Here is a 22185-nt window from a genome sequence, read left to right on the forward strand (position 1 = left end):
TGTCGCCCGGCAACTCAACAGCCGACCACGCAAAACGCTCGGCTGGAGAACCCCAGCCGAGCGCCTGCGTGATCTACTGACAACCACGTGAGTCATCAGGTGTTGCGAGGACCCCGAGAATCCGCCCTCCCGGCGGGGCCGTCCTCGTTCGCTGCCGCGGTGCTACTTGCGCACCCCCACGAACAGGCCGCACCCGAACGTCTCGTCCGGCTCCTGGAACTCGGCCTCGCAGCCCGCCGCCGTGAACGCGTCCAGGTACTGGTCGCGGGTGAACAGCGAGAGCACCTGCGTCTCGGTGAAGTGGCGCATGCCGTCCGGCCCGGCGAGCACCACGTGGATCTCCATGTTGACGTTGCAGTCGGTGCGCTCGTCCCGGGTGGTGCGCGACACCCGGGAGATCGTGAGGTCGCCGTCCCGGACGACGCTGGTGGACACGTACCCCTCCAGGAAGTCCTCCGGGAAGTACCAGGGCTCCACCGCGACGACGCCGCCGTGCTCGACGTGCCGCGCGATGCAGTCGAGCGCCTGGCCGAGCTGCTCGACCGTCCGCAGGTAGGCGATGGACGCGAACATCGAGATCGCCGCGTCGAACCGGCGGCCGAGGTCGAAGTCGCACATGTTGCCCGAGTGCAGCGGCAGGCCGTCGCCCAGCTTGCGGCGCGCCACCCCGAGCATCTGCCCCGTGTACTCCAGGCCCTCGACCTCGGCGAACTCCTTGCGGAGGTGCACCAGGTGCTCCCCGGTGCCGCACGCCACGTCGAGCAGCGACCGCGCGTCCGGGCACCGCCGGCGCATCCGCTCGGAGACCGTCGCGGCCTCGTTCTCGTAGTTCTTGCCCCGGCCCCGGTAGATGAGGTCGTACACCTCGGCGAGATTCTGTTGGAACATGCCCGCAGCGTCGCGCGCGGCCCTCACGGGGCGGTCGAGGAGCGTTAGAGCCAGCCGTTGTCCTCGGCGATCCGGACCGCCTCGCTGCGGGTCTTCGCGCCCGTCTTGAGGATCGCCGACGACAGGTGGTTACGGACGGTGCCCTTCGCCAGGTGCAGCCGCGCGGCGACGTCGGCGACCCGGGAGCCGTCGGCGGCGGCGCGCAGGACGTCGCGCTCGCGGTCGGTGAGGGGGGAGCGGCCCAGGCTGACGCTCGCGGACGCCAGCTTCGGATCGACCACGCGGTCGCCGGCGTGCACCCGGCGGATCACCTCGGCGAGCCGGTCCGCGGGAGTGTCCTTCACGACGAAGCCGGTCGCGCCGCCGTCCAGCGCGCGCTGCAGGTAGCCGGGACGTCCGAACGTCGTGACGATCACGACGCGGCACCCGGGGTACGCGCGGGCGATGTCGGCGGCGAGGGCCAGGCCGTCCCGCCCGGGCATCTCGATGTCGAGCAGCGCCACGTCCGGCCGGTGGTCGCGGACCGCGGGCAGCACCGCGTCGCCCGTCCCGGCCTCGGCGACGACCTCCAGGTCGTCCTCCAGCGTCAGCAGCGCCGCCAGCGCGCCCCGGAACAGATGCTGGTCGTCGGCGAGCAGGACGCGGATCATGCCGGCACGTCCAGCGGTACGCGGGCCACCACCCGGAATCCTCCCTCCTCGCGGGGTCCGGCGGCGAGGGTCCCGCCGGCCCCGGTGACGCGTTCGGTGAGCCCCGCGAGCCCGTTCCCGGGCACCGCGGCGCCGTCGCGCGTCCCGATGCCGTCGTCGGCGACCTCCAGCTCGGCGCAGCCCCCGACGCGGCGCAGCCGGACGGCGCAGTGCGCGCCGCCGCTGTGCCGGACGACGTTCGTCGCGGCCTCCCGCAGCACCCAGGCCAGCAGGGACGCAGCCGCGGGCGGCAGCTCCTCGCCGGGCCGTTCGACGGTGCAGGCGATGCCTCCGGCGGTGAGGACCTCGCGCACGCCCTCCAGTTCCTGGTGCAGCGACCGGGCCCGGTACCCGGCGACGGTCGCCCGGACGTCGTCGAGCGCGCGCCGCGCGACCTGCTCGATGGCGGTCATCTCGGCGGCGGCGCGCTCGGCGCCCCGCTCGGTGTCGCGCTCGACGAGCCTGCGGGCCAGCTCGCTCTTGACGGTGATGGCCGACAGCGTGTGCCCGAGGGTGTCGTGCAGGTCGCGGGCGAACCGCAGCCGCTCGCTCTCCACCGCGAGCCGCGCGATCTCGGCCCGGGCCGCCTGCAGCTCGGCGACGGTCTCCGCGAGCTGCACGAAGATCCGCACCGCGACCGCGATGATCGTCGCCTGGCCGAGGATCGCGACCAGCTCCGCGAGCGAGAACCCCACCGCCCAGGCCAGCAGCGGCTGCGAGCCGAGGACGAGGGCGCAGCCGAGCATGTACCCGCGCGCCCGGAGGCTGACGGCGAACGCCGCGAACAGGTAGTAGGGGTGGGCGATCAGCCAGTCCTGCGGGAGCTCGAACACCAGGCCGATCGAGACGACGACCAGGCAGGCCAGCGCCACCGGCGCCCGGTTCTGCCCGAAGCGGTCGACGGACGCCCACATCACCCGCAGGTAGAGCAGGGCGAACGCCGCGATGCCGGCCAGCGTGATCGCGACGTCGGCGGGGGAGTGGGCGCCCTCGAGGAAGACGATCGTGGGGAACACCAGGTAGACGAGGAACAGGGCGAACCAGATCCGCTTGGCCGCACCGGTCCGCCACCACGCGCCGTCCAGTGTCTGTCGGTCCACGGTCGTCATGGTGTCATCCCGCGGCGGCGACCCGCTTGTACCGCCATGCCGCGATCGCGGCGAAAACGACCGTCCATGCCGCGAGCCCGCCGATCGCGGTCAGGTTGACCGGCTCGCCGTCCACGACGTCCCACCCGAGCGACCCCGCGAAGTACGCCGGGGACGCCTCGGCGAACGGCCGCAGCCCCTCGGGGAACAGCGAGGTGGGCCACCACAGGCCGCCGAGGATCGCGAGCGCGAAGTAGAGGCCGACGGTGAGGCCCTGCGCGGCCTGCCCGGCGGCGAGGTAGCCGATCGTGACGCCGAGCACCGCGAACGGCGTCGCGGCCAGCCACACCAGCACGATGATCTCGAGCCACTGCAGGGCGTCCAGCCGGACCTCGCCGACGAACGCGCCCGCCAGCAGCACCAGGCCGAGCGCCAGCGGCACCACGAACAGCCCGGACAGCGTCTTGGCGATGACGTAGGCGCGGGTGGTCAGCGGCGTGATCGCGAGCTGCCGCGTCCAGCCGCTGTGCCGCTCGGTCGCGATGCTGCCCGCGGCGAGCAGCGCCATGCCGAGCGACCCGTAGGTCGCCATCGACACCATGACCGCCGCCGGGTCGGCGTTCGGGTCGTCGGCGCCGATGTCGAGGACCTTCACCAGCATCAGGTACATCCCGACCGGGAACGCGGCCAGGTACATCAGGAACTGCGGGCTGCGCAGCAGCCGGATCACTTCCAAACGCAGCAGGGCGCTCACGACACCTTCTCCCCACGGGTCAGGGCGACGAACGCCGCCTCCAGGTCGACGCCGCCGACCTCGATGTCGCGGGCGTCGTCGTGCTTCGCCAGCAGCGCGCGCAGCGTCGCGTCGGCGTCGGTCGAGGTGATGTGCACCCGGGTGCCCTCGACGTCCAGGTCGGTGACGCCCGGCAGCGCGGCCACCGCGGCCGCGTCGGGGGCGTCGAGGGTCACGTGGACGGCGCGGCCGGGGACCCGGTTCTTGATCTCGGTGCCGCTGCCCTCGGCGACGACCCGGCCCTCGGTGATCAGCGCGATCCGGTCGGCGTAGGCGTCGGCCTCGGCGAGGTAGTGGGTGGCGAACACGATGGTGCGGCCGTCCTCGGCGAGGCGGCGCAGCTCGTCCCAGAACGCCTGGCGGGACGCGACGTCCATGCCGACGGTGGGCTCGTCGAAGATCAGCAGTTCGGGGTCGCCGATGAGGGTGAGCGCGAAGCGGACGCGCTGCTTCTGGCCGCCGGACAGCTTGAGCACCCGCCGGTCCCGCTCCGCGGTGAGCCCGGCGCGCTCCAGCACCTCCTCCACGGGGCGCGGGGAGGGGTACCAGGAGGCGAAGGCGCGCAGCAGGTCGGCGATCGTGGCCTCGTCCACCAGTCCGTTGTCCTGGAGCATCGCGCCGACGCGCCCGGCCGCCAGCGCGGCCCGCGGCGGGCCGCCCAGCACCTCCAGGGTGCCGGCGTCCGGCCGGGTCAGGCCGAGGACGGTGTTCAGCGTCGTCGACTTGCCCGCTCCGTTGGGACCGAGGATCGCGACGACCCGGCCGCGCTCGATCTCCAGGTCTATTCCGTTGAGCGCCGTGACCGGGCCGTACGTCTTGCGTACGCCCGCCAGGCGGATCGCGAGGTCCGTCATGGCACCAGCGTCCCGCCCGCGCGGTCCCGGTGACAGTGCGAAATGTCATGGACCGCGGCGGCGCCGCACGATCATTTTGCGAAAGCTCGAGATCCCGCCCGGCGGCGCCGGGAAGGCCGGGGGAGGACGTCCGGTGATCGGCATCGGCGCCGATCGGCGGGCCCGGCCGGGAGGGGACGAGCATGCAGGGGTTCTCCGGCGCTCCGGGGCGCGAGGGGCCGCCGGCCGACGTCCCGCCCGCGGGGCTCCGCAAGATCTGGACGTGGGGGGCCCTCATCGCCCTCGGCGGCTTCCTGCTCGGGTTCGACACCGGGGTGATCTCCGGGGCGCTGCTGTTCATCCGGCCCGAGTTCGGCCTGAGCCCCGTCCAGCAGGGCGGCGTCGTGAGCGTGCTGGTGCTGGGCGCGCTGGCGGGCGCGCCGGCGTCCCGCCGCCTCGCCGACCGCTTCGGCCGCAGGCGGGCGCTCGAGGCGGAGGGCCTGGTGTTCCTGGCCGGGACGGTGATCGCCGTCTTCTCCCCCGGCTACGGGACGCTGCTGGCGGGACGGCTCGTCCTCGGGCTCGCGGTCGGGGCCGCGTCCGCGACCGTCCCCGTCTACCTGTCGGAGATCGCCCCGAAGGACCTCCGGGGCCGCCTGCTGACCCTCAACCAGCTGATGATCGCGCTCGGCGTCCTGGTCGCGTACCTGGTCGCCCTGGCGTTCTCCGGCTCCGGGGACTGGCGCGCGATGATCGCGGTCGGCGCGATCCCGGGGTTCGCGATGGTGGCCGCGGCGGTGCTCGTCCTGCCGGAGTCGGGCCCGTGGCTGCTCGAGCACGGGCGCCGCGACCGGGCCCGGGAGGTGATCGCCTCGGTCACCGGCCCGGCGTCCGCCGACCGCCTGATCGAGCGGTACGAGCGGCGGACGGGCGAGGAGGCGGCGCGGCGCGGGCCGGGGGAGACCGGGGCGCGGGCGCTGCGGGAGGCGCGCCTCCGCCCGGCGCTGGCGGTCGGGCTCGCGCTCGCGGCCCTGCAGCAGTTCGCGGGGATCAACACGGTCTTCTACTACGCGCCGACGATCATCGAGCGGACCGGGCTGACGGCGTCGCACGCGATCTCCTACGCGATCGCCATCGGGGTCGTCAACCTGCTGATGACGCTCGTGGCGGTCCGCGCCGTCGAGCGTGCCGGGCGGCGCCCGCTCATGCTGGGGTCGCTGGCCGTGATGACGGTGGCCATGGTCCTGCTCGGCCTGTCGTTCGCGGCGGACTGGCCGTCGGAGGTCGCGCTGGCGTTCATGGTCGTCTACATCGCCGGTTACGCGGCCGGGCTGGGGCCGGTGTTCTGGACGCTGATCGGCGAGATCTTCCCGGCGCGGGCGCGCGCGGCGGGCTCGGACGCCTCGGCGGCCGTCAACCGGGCGTCCAACGTCGCGGTGAGCCTGGCGTTCCTGCCCATCGCCGGCGCGATCGGCCAGGGCGGGACCTTCTGGATCTTCGCGGCGGTCTCGCTGCTCGGGCTGCTGTTCGTCGTCCGCTGCGTCCCGGAGACCGAGCACCGCGACCCCGCGTCCATCGATGCCGACCTCCGGCGCCGCTTCGAGCGCCGCCCGCCGGACGCGGCCGCCGGCGGCCGTCCCGGCTGACCGCGTTCGCGGAACGCCTACGGGAGCCCGCGCAGGCGGCGCCGGGGGCCCTTGACCGCCTCTGGGGGTGATGCTAAGCATATGCTCAGCATCACTGAGCGAGAACGTCATTACCGGAACCGCTCGAGGAGGCCCGGATGGCACACGTCCCACCCCGACCCCCCGGACCGGACCGGTGACCGGACCGGTGACCGGAGCGCGGGCGGCCGCGGCGCGCTACGCGGGCGCCCGGGTGCCCCGGGTGGAGGATCCCCGGCTGCTCACCGGCCGCGGCACGTACGTCGACGACGTGGTGCGGCCCGGGATGCTGCACGCCTGCTTCGTCCGCAGCCCGCTCGCCCGCGCCCGCGTCCTCGGCGTCGACGCCGCCGAGGCGCTCGCGCTCGAGGGCGTCCACGCGGTGTTCACCGCGGCGGACCTCAACCCGGACGTCCGCGAGCAGTGGTACACGCTGATCGGCCGGGACGTCCCGGACACCCCGCGCCCGCCGCTGGCCGAGGGCGAGGTCCGCTTCGTCGGCGACCCGGTCGCCCTGGTCGTCGCCGCCGACCGCTACGTCGCCGAGGACGCCGCCGAGCTGGTGTCCGTGGACTACGGGCCGCTGCCGCCGGTCGCCGACTACGCCGCCGCGCGCGCGTCCGGCGAGCTCGTCCACGAGGGCTACCCCGGCAACGTCGCGGGCGAGCTCGGCGGCCCGCCCGCCGACGAGCTCGCCCCGGTCTTCGACGGGGCCGCGCTCGTGGTGCGCGAGACGATCCGCCAGCAGGCGTACGCGCAGGCGCCCATCGAGACGCGCGGGCTGGTCGCCGAGTGGTCCGCGCCGACGGGCGAGCTGACGATCTGGGCCGCGACGCAGTCGCCGCACGAGGTCCGCCTGTTCTGCTCGCGGCTGCTCGGGCTCCCGGAGCAGCGCGTCCGGGTGGTGATGCGCGACACCGGCGGCGGCTTCGGGCAGAAGGTCGTCCCGCAGCGCGAGGACATGTGCGTCATGCTGGCCGCCCGCAAGGTGCCCGGCGCGCTCAAGTGGATCGAGGACCGGCGGGAGAACCTCATGTCCGCCGGGCAGTCGCGGCACGAGCACGCCGACGCCCGGCTCGCCTTCGCCGCGGACGGGACGATCCTGGCGGCGGCCGTCGACCACGTGCAGGACGTCGGCGCGTACCCGGTGCCGTGGCCGGTCGGCACGGCCGCGGCCGTCGGGATGTTCTTCCCCGGCCCCTACCGCGTCCCGCGCGCCGCCTGGACGTCGACGTCGGTGTTCTCCAACACCGTCGGGCGCAACGCCTACCGGGGCCCGTGGCAGCTCGAGTCGCTCGCCCGCGAGGTGCTGCTGGACGTCGCGGCCCGCCGGATGGGCCTCGACCCCGCCGAGCTGCGCCGCCGGAACCTGCTGCGCCGGGACGAGCTGCCGTACACCAACCCCAACGGGATGCCGTACAGCGACATCACGCCGCTGGAGACGTTCGAGCGGGCGCTGGAGGTCCTCGGCTACGAGGAGTTCCGCAAGGAGCAGGAGCGGGCCCGCGCCGAGGGCCGGTACCTCGGCGTCGGCACCTGCACCTACGTCGAGCCGACCACGGCCGCGATGGCGCTGCACGCCACCGAGGGCGCGACGATCCGCATCGAGCCGTCCGGCAAGGTGAACGTCTACGTGTCCGGCGGGTCGAGCGGCAACAGCATCGAGACCACCGTCGTGCAGCTCACCGCGGACGCGCTGGGCGTGGACATCGCCGACGTCAGCACGATCCAGGGCGACACGGCGGTCACCCCGTTCGGCGGCGGCGCGGCGGGCAGCCGGTCGGGGTCGATGACCGCGGGCGCCGTCGGCGAGACGGCGGCCGTGCTGCGGGAGCGGATCACCGCGATCGCCGCGCACCGGCTCGAGGCCGCGCGGGGCGACGTCGAGCTGGCCGGCGGACGGGCGCGGGTGCGCGGCGTCCCCGGCGCGGAGGTGTCCCTGGCGGAGATCGCCGAGCTGGCCTACTTCCAGCCGGACGCGCTGCCGCCCGGCGTCCCGCCGGGACTGGAGCACAGCGGCCGGTACCGCCCCGGCACACCGGTGATCTTCGCGAACGCGACGCACGTGTGCACCTGCGAGGTGGACGTCGTGACGGGGGCGGTGACGCTGCTGCGCTACGTCGTCGGGGAGGACTGCGGCCCGATGATCAACCCGAACGTCGTCGAGGGCCAGATCGCGGGCGGCGTCGTCCAGGGCATCGGCGGCGCCCTGTACGAGCACCTCGCCTACGACGGCGACGGCAACCCCGTCGCGACCACGTTCATGGACTACCTCCTCCCCACGGCGGGCGACGTGCCCGCCATCGAGTACGGGCACGTCGAGACCCCCGCCGCGGGGCCCGGCGGCTACAAGGGCGTCGGCGAGGGCGGCGCGATCGGCGCGCCCCCGGCGGTGGTGAACGCGGTGGCCGACGCCCTCGCCCCGTTCGGCGCGGAGATCACCCGCCTCCCGCTCACCCCGGAGTCGATCGCGGCGCTGGTGCGCGCCGCGGACGGGACGGTGCCGCGATGAAGCCCGCCGCGTTCGACCACCACGCCCCCGCCGACGTCGGCGAGGCCGTCGCGATGCTGGCGGACCTCGGCGAGGACGCGAAGGTCATCGCCGGCGGGCAGAGCCTCGTCCCGATGCTCGCGCTGCGCCTGGCGGTCCCCGAGCACCTGGTCGACCTGCGCCGGACGGCCGGGCTGCGCGGCGTCGCGGAGCACGGCCCGGCCGACGGGCGCGACGGCGTCCTGCGGGTCGGGGCCTGCACCACGCAGACCGCGATCGAGCGGTCCGCCGAGGCGGCCCGCGCCGTGCCGCTGCTCGCCCGCGCGACCCCGCTGATCGGGCACTTCCAGATCCGCAACCGCGGCACCGTCGGCGGGTCGCTGGCCCACGCCGACGCCGCCGCCGAGTACCCGGCGGTCGCCCTGGCGCTCGGCGCCCTGCTGCACGCCAGGTCGCCGCGCGGCGCGCGGACCGTCCCCGCCGACCGGTTCTTCACCGGCATGTGGACGACGGACCTCGCGGACGACGAGCTGCTGACGGCCGTCGACTTCCCCGTGTGGCGGGGCCGCCGCGGCTTCGCGATCGAGGAGTTCGCCCGCCGCGGCGGCGACTTCGCCATCGCGGGCGCGGCCGTCGCCGTCGAACTCGACGCCGCCGACCGGGTCCGGCGCTGCGGCATCGGCCTGTTCGGCCTCGGCGCGACGCCGCTGCGCGCCGCCGCGGCGGAGGAGGCCGCGACCGGCACCGCCGTCGCCGACGTCACCGCCGACGAGGTGGGGCGCGCCGCCGTGGCCGGGCTGGACGCGGTCCCGGCCGACCTGCACGCGTCCGCCGACCACCGCAGACACGTCGGGGCCGCCGTGACGGCGCGCGCCTGGCGACGAGCCGTCCGGGAGGCCGCGCATGCCTGACGCCGACATCCGGGTGCGGGTCAACGGCGTGCCCCGCCGCGCGACCGTCCCGCCCCGCCTCACCCTGGCCGACTTCCTGCGGGAACGCTGCGGCCTCACCGGGACGCACCTGGGCTGCGAGCACGGCGTGTGCGGCGCCTGCACGGTCCTGCTGGACGGCGAGGCCGTGCGGGCCTGCCTGGTGTTCGCCGTCCATGCCGACGACGCGGACGTCACGACCGTCGAGGGCGTCGCCGCGCCGGACGGCGCGCTGTCGCCCGTCCAGGAGGCGTTCCGCGACGAGCACGGGCTGCAGTGCGGGTTCTGCACGCCCGGGTTCGTCGTGTCGGTGACCGCGTTCCTGCGCGACAACCCCGACCCGACCGACGAGCAGATCCGCGAGGCCCTGTCCGGCAACCTGTGCCGCTGCACCGGCTACCAGGGCATCCTCAGGGCCGTCCGGACGGCGGCGCGGACGGCCCCCGCCGGCCCGCACGCCGACCCGCACGCCGACCCGCACGCCGGCCCGCCCGCCGACCCGTCCGCCGCCGGCGCGTCGGGCTGAACCTCCGCCGCCCCTTCCGAAGAGAGAAGAGGACCCCCATGCCCGGACGAGTCGAAGGCAAGGTCGCTTTCATCACCGGCGCCGCGCGCGGCCAGGGGCGCGGCCACGCCGTGCGCCTCGCGCAGGAGGGCGCCGACATCATCGCCGTCGACGTCTGCGAGCAGATCGACACCGTCCCGATCCCCATGTCCACCCCCGAGGACCTCGCCGAGACGGTCGCCCTGGTCGAGGTGACCGGACGCAAGATCGCCGCCACGCGGGCGGACGTGCGCGACTTCGACGCGCTGAAGGCCGCGGTGGACGACGGCGTCGCCCGCTTCGGCCGGCTCGACATCGTCGTCGCGAACGCCGGGCTCGCCGCCTCCGGCGACGAGATCCACAAGATGGACGCGAAGCTCTGGCGCGACTCGATCGACGTCAACCTCACCGGCGTCTGGCACACCGGCAAGGCCGCGATCCCGCACGTCATCGACGGCGAGCGGGGCGGCTCCATCGTCCTGACCAGCTCCGTCGGCGGGCTCAAGGCCCATCCGAACATCGCGAACTACGTCGCCGCCAAGCACGGCGTCGTGGGCCTGATGCGCTCGATGGCGGTGGAGCTCGCGCAGTACGGCATCCGTGTCAACTCCGTCCACCCCACGCAGGTGAACACGCCGATGCTGATGAACGACCTGACCTACCGGATGTTCCGCCCCGACCTGGAGAACCCCACCCGGGAGGACATGGCGCCGATCTCGCAGATGATGAACGCGCTGCCCGTCCCGTGGGTGGAGGCCGAGGACATCAGCAACGCGGTCCTCTTCCTGGCCTCCGACGAGAGCCGCTACATCACCGGGGTGCCGCTGCCGATCGACGCGGGCTCGATGCTCAAGTGACCGGACGCGCGCCGCTCACGTCCACCGACACGCGAGGAGGGCACGTGCACACGGACGAGCCGCTCTACTGGGACCCCTACGACACCAGGTTCACCCGCGACCCCTACCCCACCTACCGGCGGCTCCGGGAGGAGGCGCCGCTGTACTACAACGAGAAGCACGACTTCTACGCGGTCAGCCGGTACGACGACATCGAGCGCGGCCTGCCCGACTGGCGGACGTTCTCCTCGGCGCGCGGCGGCATCCTGGAGATGGTCAAGTCCGGCATCGAGATGCCGCCCGGCACCCTCATCTTCGAGGACCCCGAGATCCACGACGTCCACCGCCGCCTCCTCGTCCGCGTGTTCACCCCGCGCAGCATCGCCGAGCTGGAGCCGCGGGTGCGCGACTACTGCGTCCGCACCCTCGACCCGCTCGTCGGCGCGTCGGAGTTCGACCTGATCCGCGAGGTCGGCGCGGAGCTGCCGATGCGGGTGATCGGGATGCTGCTGGGCATCCCGGAGGCCGACCAGGAGGCCATCCGCGACTCCGCCGACGCGAGCCTGCGCACCGAGGCCGGCGGGCAGATGGACCTCCAGGACATGGCGATCATGAGCAGCGAGCTGTTCCGCGACTACATCGAATGGCGCGCGAAGCACCCGTCCGACGACCTCATGACCCGCCTGCTGACCACCGAGTTCGAGGACGAGGACGGACGGACCCGCACGCTCACCCACGACGAGGCCCTCACCTACACCACGGTCGTCGCGGGGGCGGGCAACGAGACCACGGGGCGGCTCATCGGCTGGCTCGGCTCGGTGCTCGCCCGGCACCCCGACCAGCGGGAGGCGCTCGTGGACGACCCGGCGCTGATCCCCGGCGCGATCGAGGAGGTGCTGCGGTACGAGCCGCCCGGGCCGTTCATCGCCCGGTACGTCACGAAGGACGTGGAGTACCACGGACGGACGGTGCCGGAGGGCAGCGCGATGATGTTCATCGTCGCCGCCGCCAACCGCGACCCGGGCCGGTATCCCGACCCCGACCGGTTCGACGTCCGCCGCAAGGTGGGCCAGCAGCTGACCTTCGGCCTCGGCGTCCACTACTGCCTGGGCGCCGCCCTCGCCCGGCTCGAGGGCCGGGTGGCGCTGGAGGAGATCCTCCGGCGCTTCCCGCGCTGGGACGTGGACTGGGACGGCGCCCGGCTGGCGCAGACCTCGACCGTCCGGGGCTGGGAGACCCTGCCGCTCGTCATCGGGTGAGGGCGCGCCGCCGGACTCCCGCCCCGGCGCGCACGGTCCGCGCCGCGCGCCGGGGCGGGCCGGTGACGGGCCGGGACGGACGCTAGGACGCCCGGGACGCCCCGGGCGCCCCGGCGCCCGCGCCGGCGAGGAGCCCCGGGACGATCCAGCGGCGCGCGAACGCGCGCGGATCGGCGCGCGCGGCCTCGGGCACCGCGAGGAAGGAGAACAGCAGCCGCATGAAGAACTCGGCGAGGCCGTCGAGGTCGGCGGAGCCGTAGCCGAGGGCCGCCCAGTCGATCCGCAGCCGGAGGAGGAACGCCTTCATCTCGGCGAGCGCGGCCTCGGAGAGGATGTCGGACCCGAGGCTGGCCGTGTGCCCGCTGGTGAGCTGCATCCCGACGTACGGCTCGCGGGGGAGCCGTTCCACGGCGCGGGCGAACAGCTCGACGACGATCGCGGCCGGGTCGGTGAGGTGGGCCAGCTCCGCCGCGATCCGCGCCTCGAACTCGTCCGCCGCGGCCAGCCCGGCCGCCTTCATCAGCTCCTCGATGTTGCGGTAGTACCGGTACACGGTCGCGCGCGTGACGCCGAGCTCCTCGGCGACCTGGGTGAAGCCGACCTTGCGCGCGCCGTACCGGTCCACGCACCGGATCATCGCCTCGATGATCCGCCGCCGGGCCTCGTCGTCGTCCCGGGGAGGGTCGCCCCGCCAGCCGTGCGTGCGCATGCGTGGGCTCCCCCTTGAGCACTCGGGTCGATCGGGTCCGTTGGAACGCTACACGCCCCGCGGCTAGGGCCGTCCCGTGGACGGGAGCCCGCCCGGCAGCCCGGAGCCCGCCGACCCGTCCGCGCCCTGCTCGCCTTCCGCGCCTTCCGCGCCGTCCCCGCCGGGCAGCGGCTCGCCGTTCTCGTCCGTGACGGACTCCGCCCCGGGGCTGAGCAGCGTGATGTTGCCCGCCAGCCACCGGCCCGACGCGTGCTCCATGCTGAGCGCGACCGTGGCCCCGTTGTTGCTCTGCACGGTCTCGGCCGTGGTCACCTTGGTGTTGATGACGACCAGCACGTTCGCGGCGCCGTCCTCGATCTCGCCGGGGTAGATCCCGTGGATGCGGGCCTCGGAACTGACCTTGTTCTTCGTGAAGTAGCTCGTGAGGCTCGCGGCGGTGGGCCGGATCGCGTCCGCGGCCTTCTCGGTGAGCAGCGGGTACTTCGCCGCGAACGACTCGTCCATCCGCCGGTGGTCCCAGTTGAAGAAGGTGTCCGCGACCTTGCCCGCCGCGCTCGCCAGGTCCCGGCGCAGTTCCGCCTCGCGCGCCAGTTCGCTCTTGTCCTGCCAGACGACGCCGAGGGCGGCGCTCACCGCGACGAGCGCGGCCGCCGGGACGATGCGCAGCGCGAGCCGGACGCGCGGCCCGCGGGCGCGCGCGCCGCTCCCGGCGTCCGCGGGCTTCGCGGCGACCTTCGCGGGTCCGTCCCCGTCCCCGCCCTCGTCGCCGTCCTTGCCGGCGTCCTCGCCGCCGCCCTTGCCGAACGACGCGGCGAGGATCGCGGGCGGGACCTTCGGCGGCCGCCGCCCGTCGAGCCCGGGGACGGTCCGCCGCCGGGGCCGCGCGGCGCCGCCGTCCCGCTCGTCCCCCTCTCGCGCGCTCCCGTCCCGCCCGCTCCCGTTCCGTCCGCTCTCGTCGGCGGGGCCGAGCGTCAGCCCGTACTCGTAGACCGCGGTCTCGCCCTTCATCGGCTTCTCCTCCTCCAGGACGGGCGCCGGGCCGCCCCGAGCATGCCCAGGGCGACGCGCAGCAGGATCAGGCCGGCCACGGCCGGCGGCAGGTAGACGGGCCACGGCGTGCCGTCGTCGCGGCCCGCATCGGTTCCGTGGCCCGCCGGAACCGCGGTCCGCGCCGCCGTGGCGGGTCCGGTGTCCGCGCCGGTGCCGGCGCCGGGCGCCGCCGAGGCTTCGGGCTTCGGCGGCTTGTGCGCCGCGGGCGGGTCGACGCCCGCGCAGGACGGGACGGGCGGGATACCGGGCAGCGGCGCGAGGTTCCGGTACTCGACCGCGCCCTCGACCGGCCCGGGCGTGATCACGAAGTTGATGTTGAGGTTCGGCTGGCCGCCGACGAACGTGACGGCGCCCCGCATCGCCTCCGCGAGCCGCGGCGACCACGCCAGCCCCTCGGCGAGGGCGGCGACGTTGCCGTCCGACAGGGCGGTCGGCAGCGCGTCGCCCAGCGCGCCGAGCGCGCACCGCGCGGCCGGCTCGGACGCGCGCAGCAGTGCGGCGACCTTCGCCGCCAGATCGGGGGACCCGTCGCGGATGCGGGCGAGGTCCGCCTCGACGTCGGCGAGGGCGGAGGTGAGGCCGGCGGTCGCGGACACGCCCGCCGCCAGCTCGCCGCGCTTCGCCGCGAGCGTGCGGGTCAGCGCGCTCAGGTCGCCGATCAGGCCGTCCAGGACGCGGGTGTCCTCGGCGAACGTGCCGGCGAGGCGGGCGGCGCCGTCGACGGTCGCGCGGAGCGTGCCGCCGCGGCCCTCGAGGCCGTCCGCCAGCTCCCGGGTGACGATCCGGAGGTTCCGCGCGTCGAGCCCGTCGACGGCGTCGGTCACGGCCTCGAACAGGTCGCCGTAGGTGCGGGTGACGCTCGTCCGGGACAGCGGGATGACGGTGCCGGGACGCATCGGCGGCGCGTCCATCCGGCCCCGCGCGGGCGCGAGGTCCACGTACGGTTCGCCGATCGCGGACTTGAGGCCGGCCGCGGCCGTGGCGCCGCGCGGCACCCGCTCGCCCTTCTCGATGGTGAGGTCGACCGCCACCGCCCCCCGCTCCAGCCGCACGGCCCCGATCTTCCCGACCGCCACGCCGAGGTAGGTGACGTCGAAGCCGGGCTGGAGCCCCGGCGACCGCTCGAACCGGGCGGTGATCCGGTAGGGGCGCGCGAACGGGTCGAACTCGAGCACGTTGCGCACCGCCCACACCGACAGGACGACCGCGAGGAGCGCGAAGACCGCCAGGTTGAGGCGGACGCGGCGGGTCACGGCCGGGGTCCCAGCATGTCGACGAGCCCGACCAGCGTCGACGGCGCCGCGGCGCCCGCGCCGGTCGCCGACCCGTCGAAGTTGATCACCGTGTAGACGAGGAGCTGCCCGTTGTAGACCTGCCGGGGCATGCGTTCGACGAACTCCTGGAGGCGGGTGATCAGCGTGCCGAGCCGCGTCCGGTCGTCCGCCAGGACCTGGAAGGTCGGGCCGAGCCGCTCCACCAGGTTCCGCAGCTCGTCGGTGTACCCGATCAGGACGGTGTCGTTGACGGTCTTCGCCGTGTCGGAGAGCGAGCGGACGGCGGCGAGGAGCCGCTCGCGGTCGCCGGCGAGCACCCGGGTGGCGTCGGCGAGGCGCCCCGGCAGCCGGTCCAGCGACTCCTCCCGGGCGGCTAGCCGCTCGCCCAGCTCGGCCAGGTCGTCGACGGCGCGGGCGAGCTCCCCGCGGTGCCGCTCGAACGTCGCCAGCAGCGTCGCGGCGTCCCCGACCATGGCGTTCATCGCCGGGCCGCGCCCGGCGAGGGCGGTGGCGGCGGTGTCGACGATCCCGGGGGCGTCGCCCGCGGCGAGCGCCCCGACCAGCGGGGCGGCGCCGCCGACGACGTCCTCGAACCCGGGGGCGGTGCCGGCCGACGCGACCCGGGCGCCGTCCGGCAGGTAGGGGCCCCGGTCCAGCCGGCCCCGCGGCGGCCGCAGCTGGACGTAGTTCTCGCCGAGCAGGGACGTCACCGTGATCTTCGCGGTCGTCCCGGCGGGGACCTCCACCCCGTCCCTGATCGACATGGTGACGCGGGCGCGGTAGCCGGCGGTGCCGCCGCCCACCAGGGCGATGCCGGAGACCGACCCCACCTCCACGTCCGCGATCTTGACGGCGTGCCCGGCGACGAGGTTCTGGACGTCCGCGAACTCGCCGGTCAGGGTGAGCGGGCCCGCGGTGGCGGAGAGCGTCTGCAGGGAGCATCCGGACAGGCTTCCGGTGAGCACGAGCACCCCGGCGAACAGGAGGTATCTCACGACGGCTCCTACTGGCAGTTGGAGTAGGGAGGGGGGAGCGGGCACGGCACGTTCTCGTTGATGTCGGGTTCGCGGAGGATCGCGGCCAGGTAGGACCGCGCGAAGTTGTCGAGCGTGACCCGGAGGGTGATCGACCGCTTCTCCGGGGCGTAGGCGTTGACGAACTGGAAGCCGGTGCCGGGCAGCGACCGCAGGAGCTGCCCGAGCCGGTCGGCGTTCCCCTCGATCATCAGCGCGACCTGCGCGAGCCTCGCCAGGTCGCCGGGCAGGGTGTTCCGGTACTCGTCGATGAGCTCCTCGCCGCGTTCGACGAGGTCGGCGATCTCCCGCACCAGCGTGCGGATGCTCCGCCGCTCGGCCGCCAGCGTCGTGGACGCCCGGGAGAAGTGGTCGACCAGCGCGCCGAGGGTCCGCTCCCGGCCCCGGACGACCCCGGCGAGCCGGTTCAGGTTGCGCGCGATCTCCAGCAGCCGCTCGTCCTGCCCGGCGAGGTCGTCCATGAGCCGCCCGGCCTCCTGGAACGCCTGGTTGAAGGCGGTCCCGTTGCCGTCCATGCTCGCGGCGGCGGCGCCCAGCGCCGCGTCGGCCTTCGCCGGGTCGACGCCGTCGAGCAGCCGGCCGAACGACTGGAGCGCCTCGTTCACCTCCACCGGCACGCGCGTCCGGTCGGTGCGCAGGACGGCGCCGTCGGCGAGCCGCGGCATGCCGGGACGCCACGCGGGCGCGAACGTCAGCGTCCGCTCGCCGATCAGGCTCAGCGGGACGATCGCCGCGTTCGCCGCCGCGGGCAGCGGCACGTCCTCGTCGATCTCCGCGACCACCCGGACCCGGCCGCCGACGGGCTCGACCGAGACGACCGTGCCGACGTCGATGCCCATCACCTGGACCTGCGAACCGGGATAGAACGACACGGCCCGGACGAAGAAGGCGGTGACGCGGTAGGTCTCCGCGGCGAAGGGGCCGATCGGGACGCCGCACCCGCCGAGGACGAGGACGAGCGCGGCCGCGAGCGCCGCGGCCGGGGAGCGTCGGTCGCGCGCCGTCATTCGACCTGTCCCGTCGGTACGAGGGGGTGGTTCGGCGGGTTGAAGTTCGGCTGCGGGCCGACCACGCCCGGCTGCACCGGGCCGAAGCCGACGAAGCCGCCCTCCATCCACCGGCCCTCGCGGCTGCCGCTGGTGCTCATGCCGAAGAAGGCGGGGCCGAACCAGGCGAGGGCGGTGTTCAGGGACGGCAGGTTCTCGCCCGTCATCGTCTCCATGGCGAGGTGGAAGTCGTCGAGCACCGTCTCCAGCTGCTTCCGGTGCTTCGTGAGCACCTCGTCGAGGCTCCGCACGACCCTGCTCCCGGAGCCGAGCGCCGAGGCCAGCTCGTCCCGCCGGTCCGCGAGTTCGCCGAGGAGCGCCTCGCCGTACCGCAGCAGCCGCGCGAGCTGCTCGTCCTTCGCCGCCAGGGCCCCGGTGAGCTTCTCCCCGCCGGCGATGATCGCGCTGATCTCGGGCCACGACTCGTTCAGCCCGGCGGCGACCTTCCGCAGGTCGGCGAGCATCTCCGCCGTCTTCTCCCGGGACGGGAGCTCGACCTTCGCGGCCTCCGTCAGCAGCTTGTCGATCGCCTTCGCGTCGAGCCGTCCCGCCGTCTCCGCCGCCGAGCCGAGCGCGGTGCTCAGCGAGTAGGGGACGCTCGTGCGCTCCAGCGGGATCCGCCGCTCGCCTTCCGGCCGGGACTCGAGGTACGGCGCGACGACCGGTCCCGAGAGCCGCAGGAAGTGGCCGCCGAGCAGGTTCGACAGCCGGATGTCGGCGTGCATCCGCGGTCCCAGCTCGACGCCGGACTCGACGTTCCAGGAGACGACCACGCGGCCGCGGCCGAAATCGGGGGCGATGCCGGTGACCTCGCCGATCCGCACCCCGGCGAGCCGCACCTCGGCGCCCTCCTTGATGCCGCCCGCCCCGGCGAACACGCCGCTGACCGTGTAGCCGCCGCGCAGCAGCCCGAGCGTCCCGTACGCGTAGGTCGCGACCACCAGGACGGCCAGCACCGGGACCGTCACCAGCGCGAGCCGCACCGGATCGCGGTCGCGGAACGACCGGGCGAGCGGGTTCGCGCGCCGGCTCATCCCCGGCCCCCCGTCCGGCCGGCCCCCGGCCCGCCGGTCTGCCCGCCGGTCTGGTCGCCGAGGAAGAGGATCTGGACCATCGCCCGGAAGACCCGCTGCTGGTCGGGCGTCAGCCGCGCCTCCTCGGCGCTCACCGCCGGGTCCGGGCCCCGGCCCGTCCCGGCGGCCGGAGGCGGCGGCAGCCGCATCGGGAACGGGCACGTCTCGGCGTAGACGACGTTCATGCACAGGGCGTTGCCGCGGAGGAACTTGCCCCCGGACATGAGGGTCAGCAGCGCCTGCAGCGCGGACGGCAGCGCCTTGATCATCCGGTCGAGGTCGTCCATCCGGCTGTGCGCGACCTCCATCAGCTCCGACGTCCCGTCCACCAGCCGCCCGAGCCGCGGCGCGGCGTCGCCGAGCACCTCGTCGAGCCCCGAGGCCAGGCCCTCCAGCCGGACGGCCGCGTCCCCGATCGCGGCGCGGTTCTGCGCGAACGCCCGGGTGAGGCTCGTCAGGTTGTCGATGGTCTGCCCGATCTGCCGGTCCCGGGCGGCCAGCGCGTCGGTGACCGTCCGGTAGTCGGCGAGCATCTGCTGGACGGTCCCCGTCCGGGAGCTGAGCATCCGGAGGAGCGACGCCAGGTTCGCGGTCATCTGCCGGATCTCGTCCTGGTTGCCTTCGAGCGCGACCGCGAACGACCGGAGGATCGCGTTGACCTGCTTCGGGTCGATGCCGCCGAGCAGCGGCGCCAGGTCGTTGACGAGCGCGCCGAGGTCCGCCGCGGAGCGCGTGCGGGTCAGCGTCCGGCCGTCCGCCAGCATGACGGGGCTGGATCCGGTCTCCAGGTAGACCTCGCGGTTGCCGATGAGGTCCCGCCAGCGGACGACCGCCGCGGAGTCCTCCGGGAGCCGCAGCGACGCGCGGACCTCCATCCCGACCACCGCGCGGCCCTTCACCACCTCGACCGACTCGACCCGGCCGACCTTCGTGCCCGCGACCTTGACCGGGTCGCCCGGCCGCAGCCCGCTGACGTCGTCGAACCGGGCCCGCAGCGCCATCCCGGAGCCGAGGTCCGTGCCCGCGATCCGGAACGCCAGGTAGACGGTGAGCAGGGTGGTGACGACGCCGAACACCAGGAACCCGCGCGCGGCCCGGCCGTCCGGGAGCGCCCTGCGCCGCGCCATCAGTCGCCCTCCCGTCCGGCGGCGCGCGGGTCCTCGGGGATCGCCGGTTCGACCGGCCCGCAGATGCCCGGCAGCGTCTCGCAGAGCAGGGTGCTGGACTCGACGTGCACGGTCACCCGCGAGAGCAGGGTGCCGTGCGGGCCCGGGATGTTCGCGATGCCCGCGAGCTGGGTCAGGATGGAGCCGCTGCTGCTGATCAGGTCGGGGAAGACGCCGCGTTCGCGGTACAAGACGCCGACCGCCGGATCGGCCGCCCCGATGATCCGGCCGGGCGCCCCCGGGTCGGCGGCGAGGATCCGCTCGACGGTCCGCGCCGACTCGTCGAGGCCGGTGAGCAGCCGGCGGAACTCCTCCGGTTCGCCGGTGACGGCCGGCAGCACCGTGTCCAGGTCGGCGGCGATCCCGCCGATCTCCTCGCCGTGCTCGGCGGCCGTCGCGGCGAGCGCCCCGCCGTCCGCGACGGCCGCGCCGAGGTCGTCCGCGCGGCGCGCGGTGACGCCGAGGAGCGCCGCCGAGTCGTCGATCAGGCCGCCCAGCGTCCCGCCCCGGCCGCCGAGGCCGCCGCCGAGCGCCGCGGTGATCGTGGCGACGTCCCGCGGGCCGAGCGCCTCGAGCAGGTCGACGGCGGGCGCCGCGACGTCCGTGAGCTCCCGCGGGTCGGTCGTCCGCGCGATCGTCCCGCCGTCCGCGAGGAACGGGCCCGTCGCCTCGTCCCGTCCCGGCCGCAGGTCGACGTACTTCGGCCCGAACGCCGACAGCGGGACGATCGCGGCCTCCGCGGCGACCGGGACGCGGACTCCCGGGTCGACGCGGAGCGTCACCAGCGCGCGGCCCGCGCCGGTGAGGCGGATCGACGCGACCCGCCCCACGGTGACGCCGCGGATCCGGACGTCGGAGTGGTCGGTCAGGCCCTCGCCGGCGCGGCCGAACGAGGCGCGCAGATGGATCGACCCCGGATGCGTGTCGCGCGCGGCCAGGACGGACGCCGCGAGGCAGGCCGCGAGGACGGCCGCCCCGAGGGCGCCGAACCGGAGCCGGGAGCGCGGTGTCAGGTCGACGGTCTTCATCCCGTGAGGCTCACTGTTCCGCCGTCGCCCCAGAAGATGTAGGACAGCAGCAGGTTGGCCATGATGATCGTCACCATGGACTCGCGGATGGCCTGCCCGGTCGCCAGGCCGACGCCGACCGGGCCGCCGGCGGCGTTGTAGCCGCGGTAGCAGTGGACGAGCACGATGATCACCGTGAACACGACCACCTTGACGACGCTGTACAGCACGTCGATCGGCGGCAGGTAGAGGTGGAAGTAGTAGTCGTAGATCCCCGGCGAGATGCCGAAGAAGTGGATCGAGATCAGCCGGGTGGCGAAGAAGCTGGCGAACAGCGCCAGCAGGTACAGCGGCACCAGCGTGATCAGCGCGGCGGCGAGCCGGGTGCAGACCAGGTGGGCCAGCGAGTTGACGCCCATGACCTCCAGGGCGTCGATCTCCTCGGAGATCCGCATCGCGCCCAGTTCGGCGGTGAACGAGCCGCCGAGCTGGAAGATCAGCGCGACCCCGGCGATGATCGGGGTCACCTCGCGCACGTTGGCGTAGCTGGCGATGATCCCGGCGAGCGACTCGACGCCGACCCGCTGCAGCCCCGGGATGGCCTGGAGGCCGACCGTGGTGCCGGTGAAGAACGACATGAAGAAGATCACCACGACCATGCCGAGGCCGAGGACGACCGCGCCGACCCCGGCGCTGATGTCGCTGACCTGCGCGATGACCGTCTTCCGGTGCCGGCCGCGCGCGATGTCGGCGACCAGGTGGTGCAGCACCCTGCCGCAGAACACGACGAACTCGGCGAACTCCGGCGCCTGCCGCGGGCGGGCGCGGCGCAGGACGACGGCGGCGCGGTGCGGGACGAGGGCGGTCATCAGATCCTCGGGGGGAAGAGGCCGTACGCCAGGGTGGAGATCACGTAGTTGGCCGCGAAGACGAGCATCGCGGCGATGACGGCCGCGCGGTTGACCGCGCGGCCGACGCCGCTGGCGCCGTACCCGCAGGTCATGCCCTTCCAGCAGGCCACCGCCGCGGCGATGAAGCCGAACACCCACGCCTTGAACAGGGTGATCAGCAGGTCGGAGAGCCGCAGCAGCGACGTCGCCTCGCCGAAGTACGAGCCGGGCGTCACCCCGCCCCGCACGACGTTGAAGAAGAACCCGCCGGCGACGCCCGCCAGGATGATCAGCGAGCAGAGCATCACGCCGACCGTGCTGGCCGCCCACAGCCGGGGCGTCACCAGCCGGTGGACGGGGTTGATGCCCAGGACCTCCATGGCGTCCAGCTCGTCGCGGATCCGCCGGGAGCCGATGTCGGAGGTGATGGCCGACCCGGCGGCCCCCGAGATCAGCAGGGCCGCCGCCATGGGCGCCACCTGCGTCACCAGCGCCTGCACGACGGTGGCGCCGGTGCCCGATTCCGCCCCGATCTGCCGGACGATCTGGCCGACCTGCAGCGCGATGGTGCCGCCGAGCGGCAGCGCGATCAGCATCACCGGGAGCGTCGTGACGCGGGCGACGAACCAGCACTGCTCGACGAACTCGGCGCCCCAGCGGCGGACGTCCCACGTCTTGCGGAAGCCCTCGAGGGTGATGGCGAGCAGGACGCCGGTCTGCTCCAGTGCGCCGAGGGGCCGGCCCCGGCGTGCGCGAAGGCGGGCGGTCACCATGAGAAACAGTCGCTCCTCTATTGAGATCGACATTCTCGTTTTGGTGCAAGTCGTTCGCGGATACTTGATGTGTGATTTTCAACGCAGAGAGCGACAGTACACTCTGGCGCGAGTAGTACTGTCAAGGGGCTTCGCGGAAGTCGGCGCCG

The 22185-nt window shown here is 74.4% G+C and carries 21 protein-coding genes; 6 read left to right on the forward strand and 15 right to left on the reverse strand.

What is annotated here, in order from left to right:
- Positions 1-162: 162 nt before the first annotated feature.
- The 5 genes from DMH08_RS08555 to DMH08_RS08575 are packed head-to-tail and all read right to left on the reverse strand — an operon-like array spanning position 163 to position 4312.
- Positions 163-888 carry a class I SAM-dependent methyltransferase gene (locus tag DMH08_RS08555; protein ID WP_026401578.1) on the reverse strand — a complete coding sequence of 242 codons (726 nt, stop codon included), beginning with the start codon at positions 886-888 and terminating at the stop codon, positions 163-165.
- A gap of 44 nt (positions 889-932) precedes the next feature.
- Positions 933-1538: a response regulator transcription factor gene (locus tag DMH08_RS08560; RefSeq protein WP_026401579.1), complete on the reverse strand. Its 606-nt coding sequence runs from the start codon at positions 1536-1538 to the stop codon at positions 933-935.
- Entirely contained in the window at positions 1535-2677 is a 1143-nt protein-coding gene (locus DMH08_RS08565; RefSeq protein WP_158642274.1) for a sensor histidine kinase, read from the reverse strand. Before DMH08_RS08565 ends, DMH08_RS08560 begins: the two co-directional genes overlap by 4 nt.
- A 13-nt stretch (positions 2678-2690) precedes the next feature.
- A complete protein-coding gene (locus DMH08_RS08570; RefSeq protein WP_084549974.1) occupies positions 2691-3419 on the reverse strand; it encodes an ABC transporter permease in 729 nt (242 codons plus the stop codon).
- A complete protein-coding gene (locus tag DMH08_RS08575) occupies positions 3416-4312 on the reverse strand; it encodes an ABC transporter ATP-binding protein (protein ID WP_026401581.1) in 897 nt (298 codons plus the stop codon). Before DMH08_RS08575 ends, DMH08_RS08570 begins: the two co-directional genes overlap by 4 nt.
- Before the next feature lie 182 nt (positions 4313-4494).
- Here DMH08_RS08575 and DMH08_RS08580 point away from each other — a divergent pair, with 182 nt between their 5' ends.
- From DMH08_RS08580 to DMH08_RS08605, 6 genes are all read left to right on the forward strand, one after another.
- Positions 4495-5937 carry a sugar porter family MFS transporter gene (locus DMH08_RS08580; protein WP_125612856.1) on the forward strand — a complete coding sequence of 481 codons (1443 nt, stop codon included), beginning with the start codon at positions 4495-4497 and terminating at the stop codon, positions 5935-5937.
- Positions 5938-6112: 175 nt separating this feature from the next.
- Positions 6113-8467: a xanthine dehydrogenase family protein molybdopterin-binding subunit gene (locus DMH08_RS08585; RefSeq protein WP_199747691.1), complete on the forward strand. Its 2355-nt coding sequence runs from the start codon at positions 6113-6115 to the stop codon at positions 8465-8467.
- On the forward strand, positions 8464-9357 hold the full coding sequence (locus DMH08_RS08590) for an FAD binding domain-containing protein (protein WP_026401584.1): 894 nt from the start codon (positions 8464-8466) through the stop codon (positions 9355-9357). Before DMH08_RS08585 ends, DMH08_RS08590 begins: the two co-directional genes overlap by 4 nt.
- Positions 9350-9901 (forward strand): (2Fe-2S)-binding protein, encoded by a 552-nt coding sequence (locus tag DMH08_RS08595; RefSeq protein WP_199747692.1) that lies wholly within the window; start codon positions 9350-9352, stop codon positions 9899-9901. Before DMH08_RS08590 ends, DMH08_RS08595 begins: the two co-directional genes overlap by 8 nt.
- 38 nt (positions 9902-9939) lie before the next feature.
- Positions 9940-10776 carry a mycofactocin-coupled SDR family oxidoreductase gene (locus DMH08_RS08600; protein WP_125612858.1) on the forward strand — a complete coding sequence of 279 codons (837 nt, stop codon included), beginning with the start codon at positions 9940-9942 and terminating at the stop codon, positions 10774-10776.
- Positions 10777-10820: 44 nt separating this feature from the next.
- On the forward strand, positions 10821-12014 hold the full coding sequence (locus DMH08_RS08605; protein WP_026401586.1) for a cytochrome P450: 1194 nt from the start codon (positions 10821-10823) through the stop codon (positions 12012-12014).
- An 82-nt stretch (positions 12015-12096) separates the two neighbouring features.
- On the opposite strand, the gene DMH08_RS08610 is transcribed toward DMH08_RS08605, so the two are convergent.
- From DMH08_RS08610 to DMH08_RS08655, 10 genes are all read right to left on the reverse strand, one after another.
- Positions 12097-12723: a TetR/AcrR family transcriptional regulator gene (locus tag DMH08_RS08610; protein ID WP_125612860.1), complete on the reverse strand. Its 627-nt coding sequence runs from the start codon at positions 12721-12723 to the stop codon at positions 12097-12099.
- A gap of 63 nt (positions 12724-12786) precedes the next feature.
- The gene (locus DMH08_RS08615; protein WP_125612862.1) at positions 12787-13731 is read right to left on the reverse strand and encodes a hypothetical protein; all 945 of its coding nucleotides are present in this window, start codon (positions 13729-13731) and stop codon (positions 12787-12789) included.
- Positions 13728-15026, reverse strand: coding sequence for an MCE family protein (locus DMH08_RS08620; RefSeq protein ID WP_125612864.1), 1299 nt, complete (start codon positions 15024-15026; stop codon positions 13728-13730). The genes DMH08_RS08615 and DMH08_RS08620 overlap by 4 nt, the downstream gene beginning before the upstream one ends.
- Positions 15023-16042, reverse strand: coding sequence for an MCE family protein (locus tag DMH08_RS08625; RefSeq protein ID WP_158642275.1), 1020 nt, complete (start codon positions 16040-16042; stop codon positions 15023-15025). The genes DMH08_RS08620 and DMH08_RS08625 overlap by 4 nt, the downstream gene beginning before the upstream one ends.
- Positions 16043-16050: 8 nt before the next feature.
- A complete protein-coding gene (locus DMH08_RS08630) occupies positions 16051-17088 on the reverse strand; it encodes an MCE family protein (RefSeq protein WP_125612868.1) in 1038 nt (345 codons plus the stop codon).
- A complete protein-coding gene (locus DMH08_RS08635; protein WP_125612870.1) occupies positions 17085-18161 on the reverse strand; it encodes an MCE family protein in 1077 nt (358 codons plus the stop codon). Before DMH08_RS08635 ends, DMH08_RS08630 begins: the two co-directional genes overlap by 4 nt.
- Positions 18158-19327 carry an MCE family protein gene (locus DMH08_RS08640; RefSeq protein ID WP_125612872.1) on the reverse strand — a complete coding sequence of 390 codons (1170 nt, stop codon included), beginning with the start codon at positions 19325-19327 and terminating at the stop codon, positions 18158-18160. Before DMH08_RS08640 ends, DMH08_RS08635 begins: the two co-directional genes overlap by 4 nt.
- Positions 19327-20394: an MlaD family protein gene (locus tag DMH08_RS08645; protein WP_125612874.1), complete on the reverse strand. Its 1068-nt coding sequence runs from the start codon at positions 20392-20394 to the stop codon at positions 19327-19329. The genes DMH08_RS08640 and DMH08_RS08645 overlap by 1 nt, the downstream gene beginning before the upstream one ends.
- A complete protein-coding gene (locus DMH08_RS08650; RefSeq protein ID WP_026401590.1) occupies positions 20391-21242 on the reverse strand; it encodes an ABC transporter permease in 852 nt (283 codons plus the stop codon). Before DMH08_RS08650 ends, DMH08_RS08645 begins: the two co-directional genes overlap by 4 nt.
- On the reverse strand, positions 21242-22036 hold the full coding sequence (locus DMH08_RS08655; RefSeq protein ID WP_026401591.1) for an MlaE family ABC transporter permease: 795 nt from the start codon (positions 22034-22036) through the stop codon (positions 21242-21244). Before DMH08_RS08655 ends, DMH08_RS08650 begins: the two co-directional genes overlap by 1 nt.
- Positions 22037-22185: the final 149 nt, after the last annotated feature.

The organism is Actinomadura sp. WAC 06369 (genome assembly GCF_003947565.1).
Taxonomy (GTDB): Bacteria; Actinomycetota; Actinomycetes; order Streptosporangiales; family Streptosporangiaceae; genus Spirillospora; species Spirillospora rifamycini.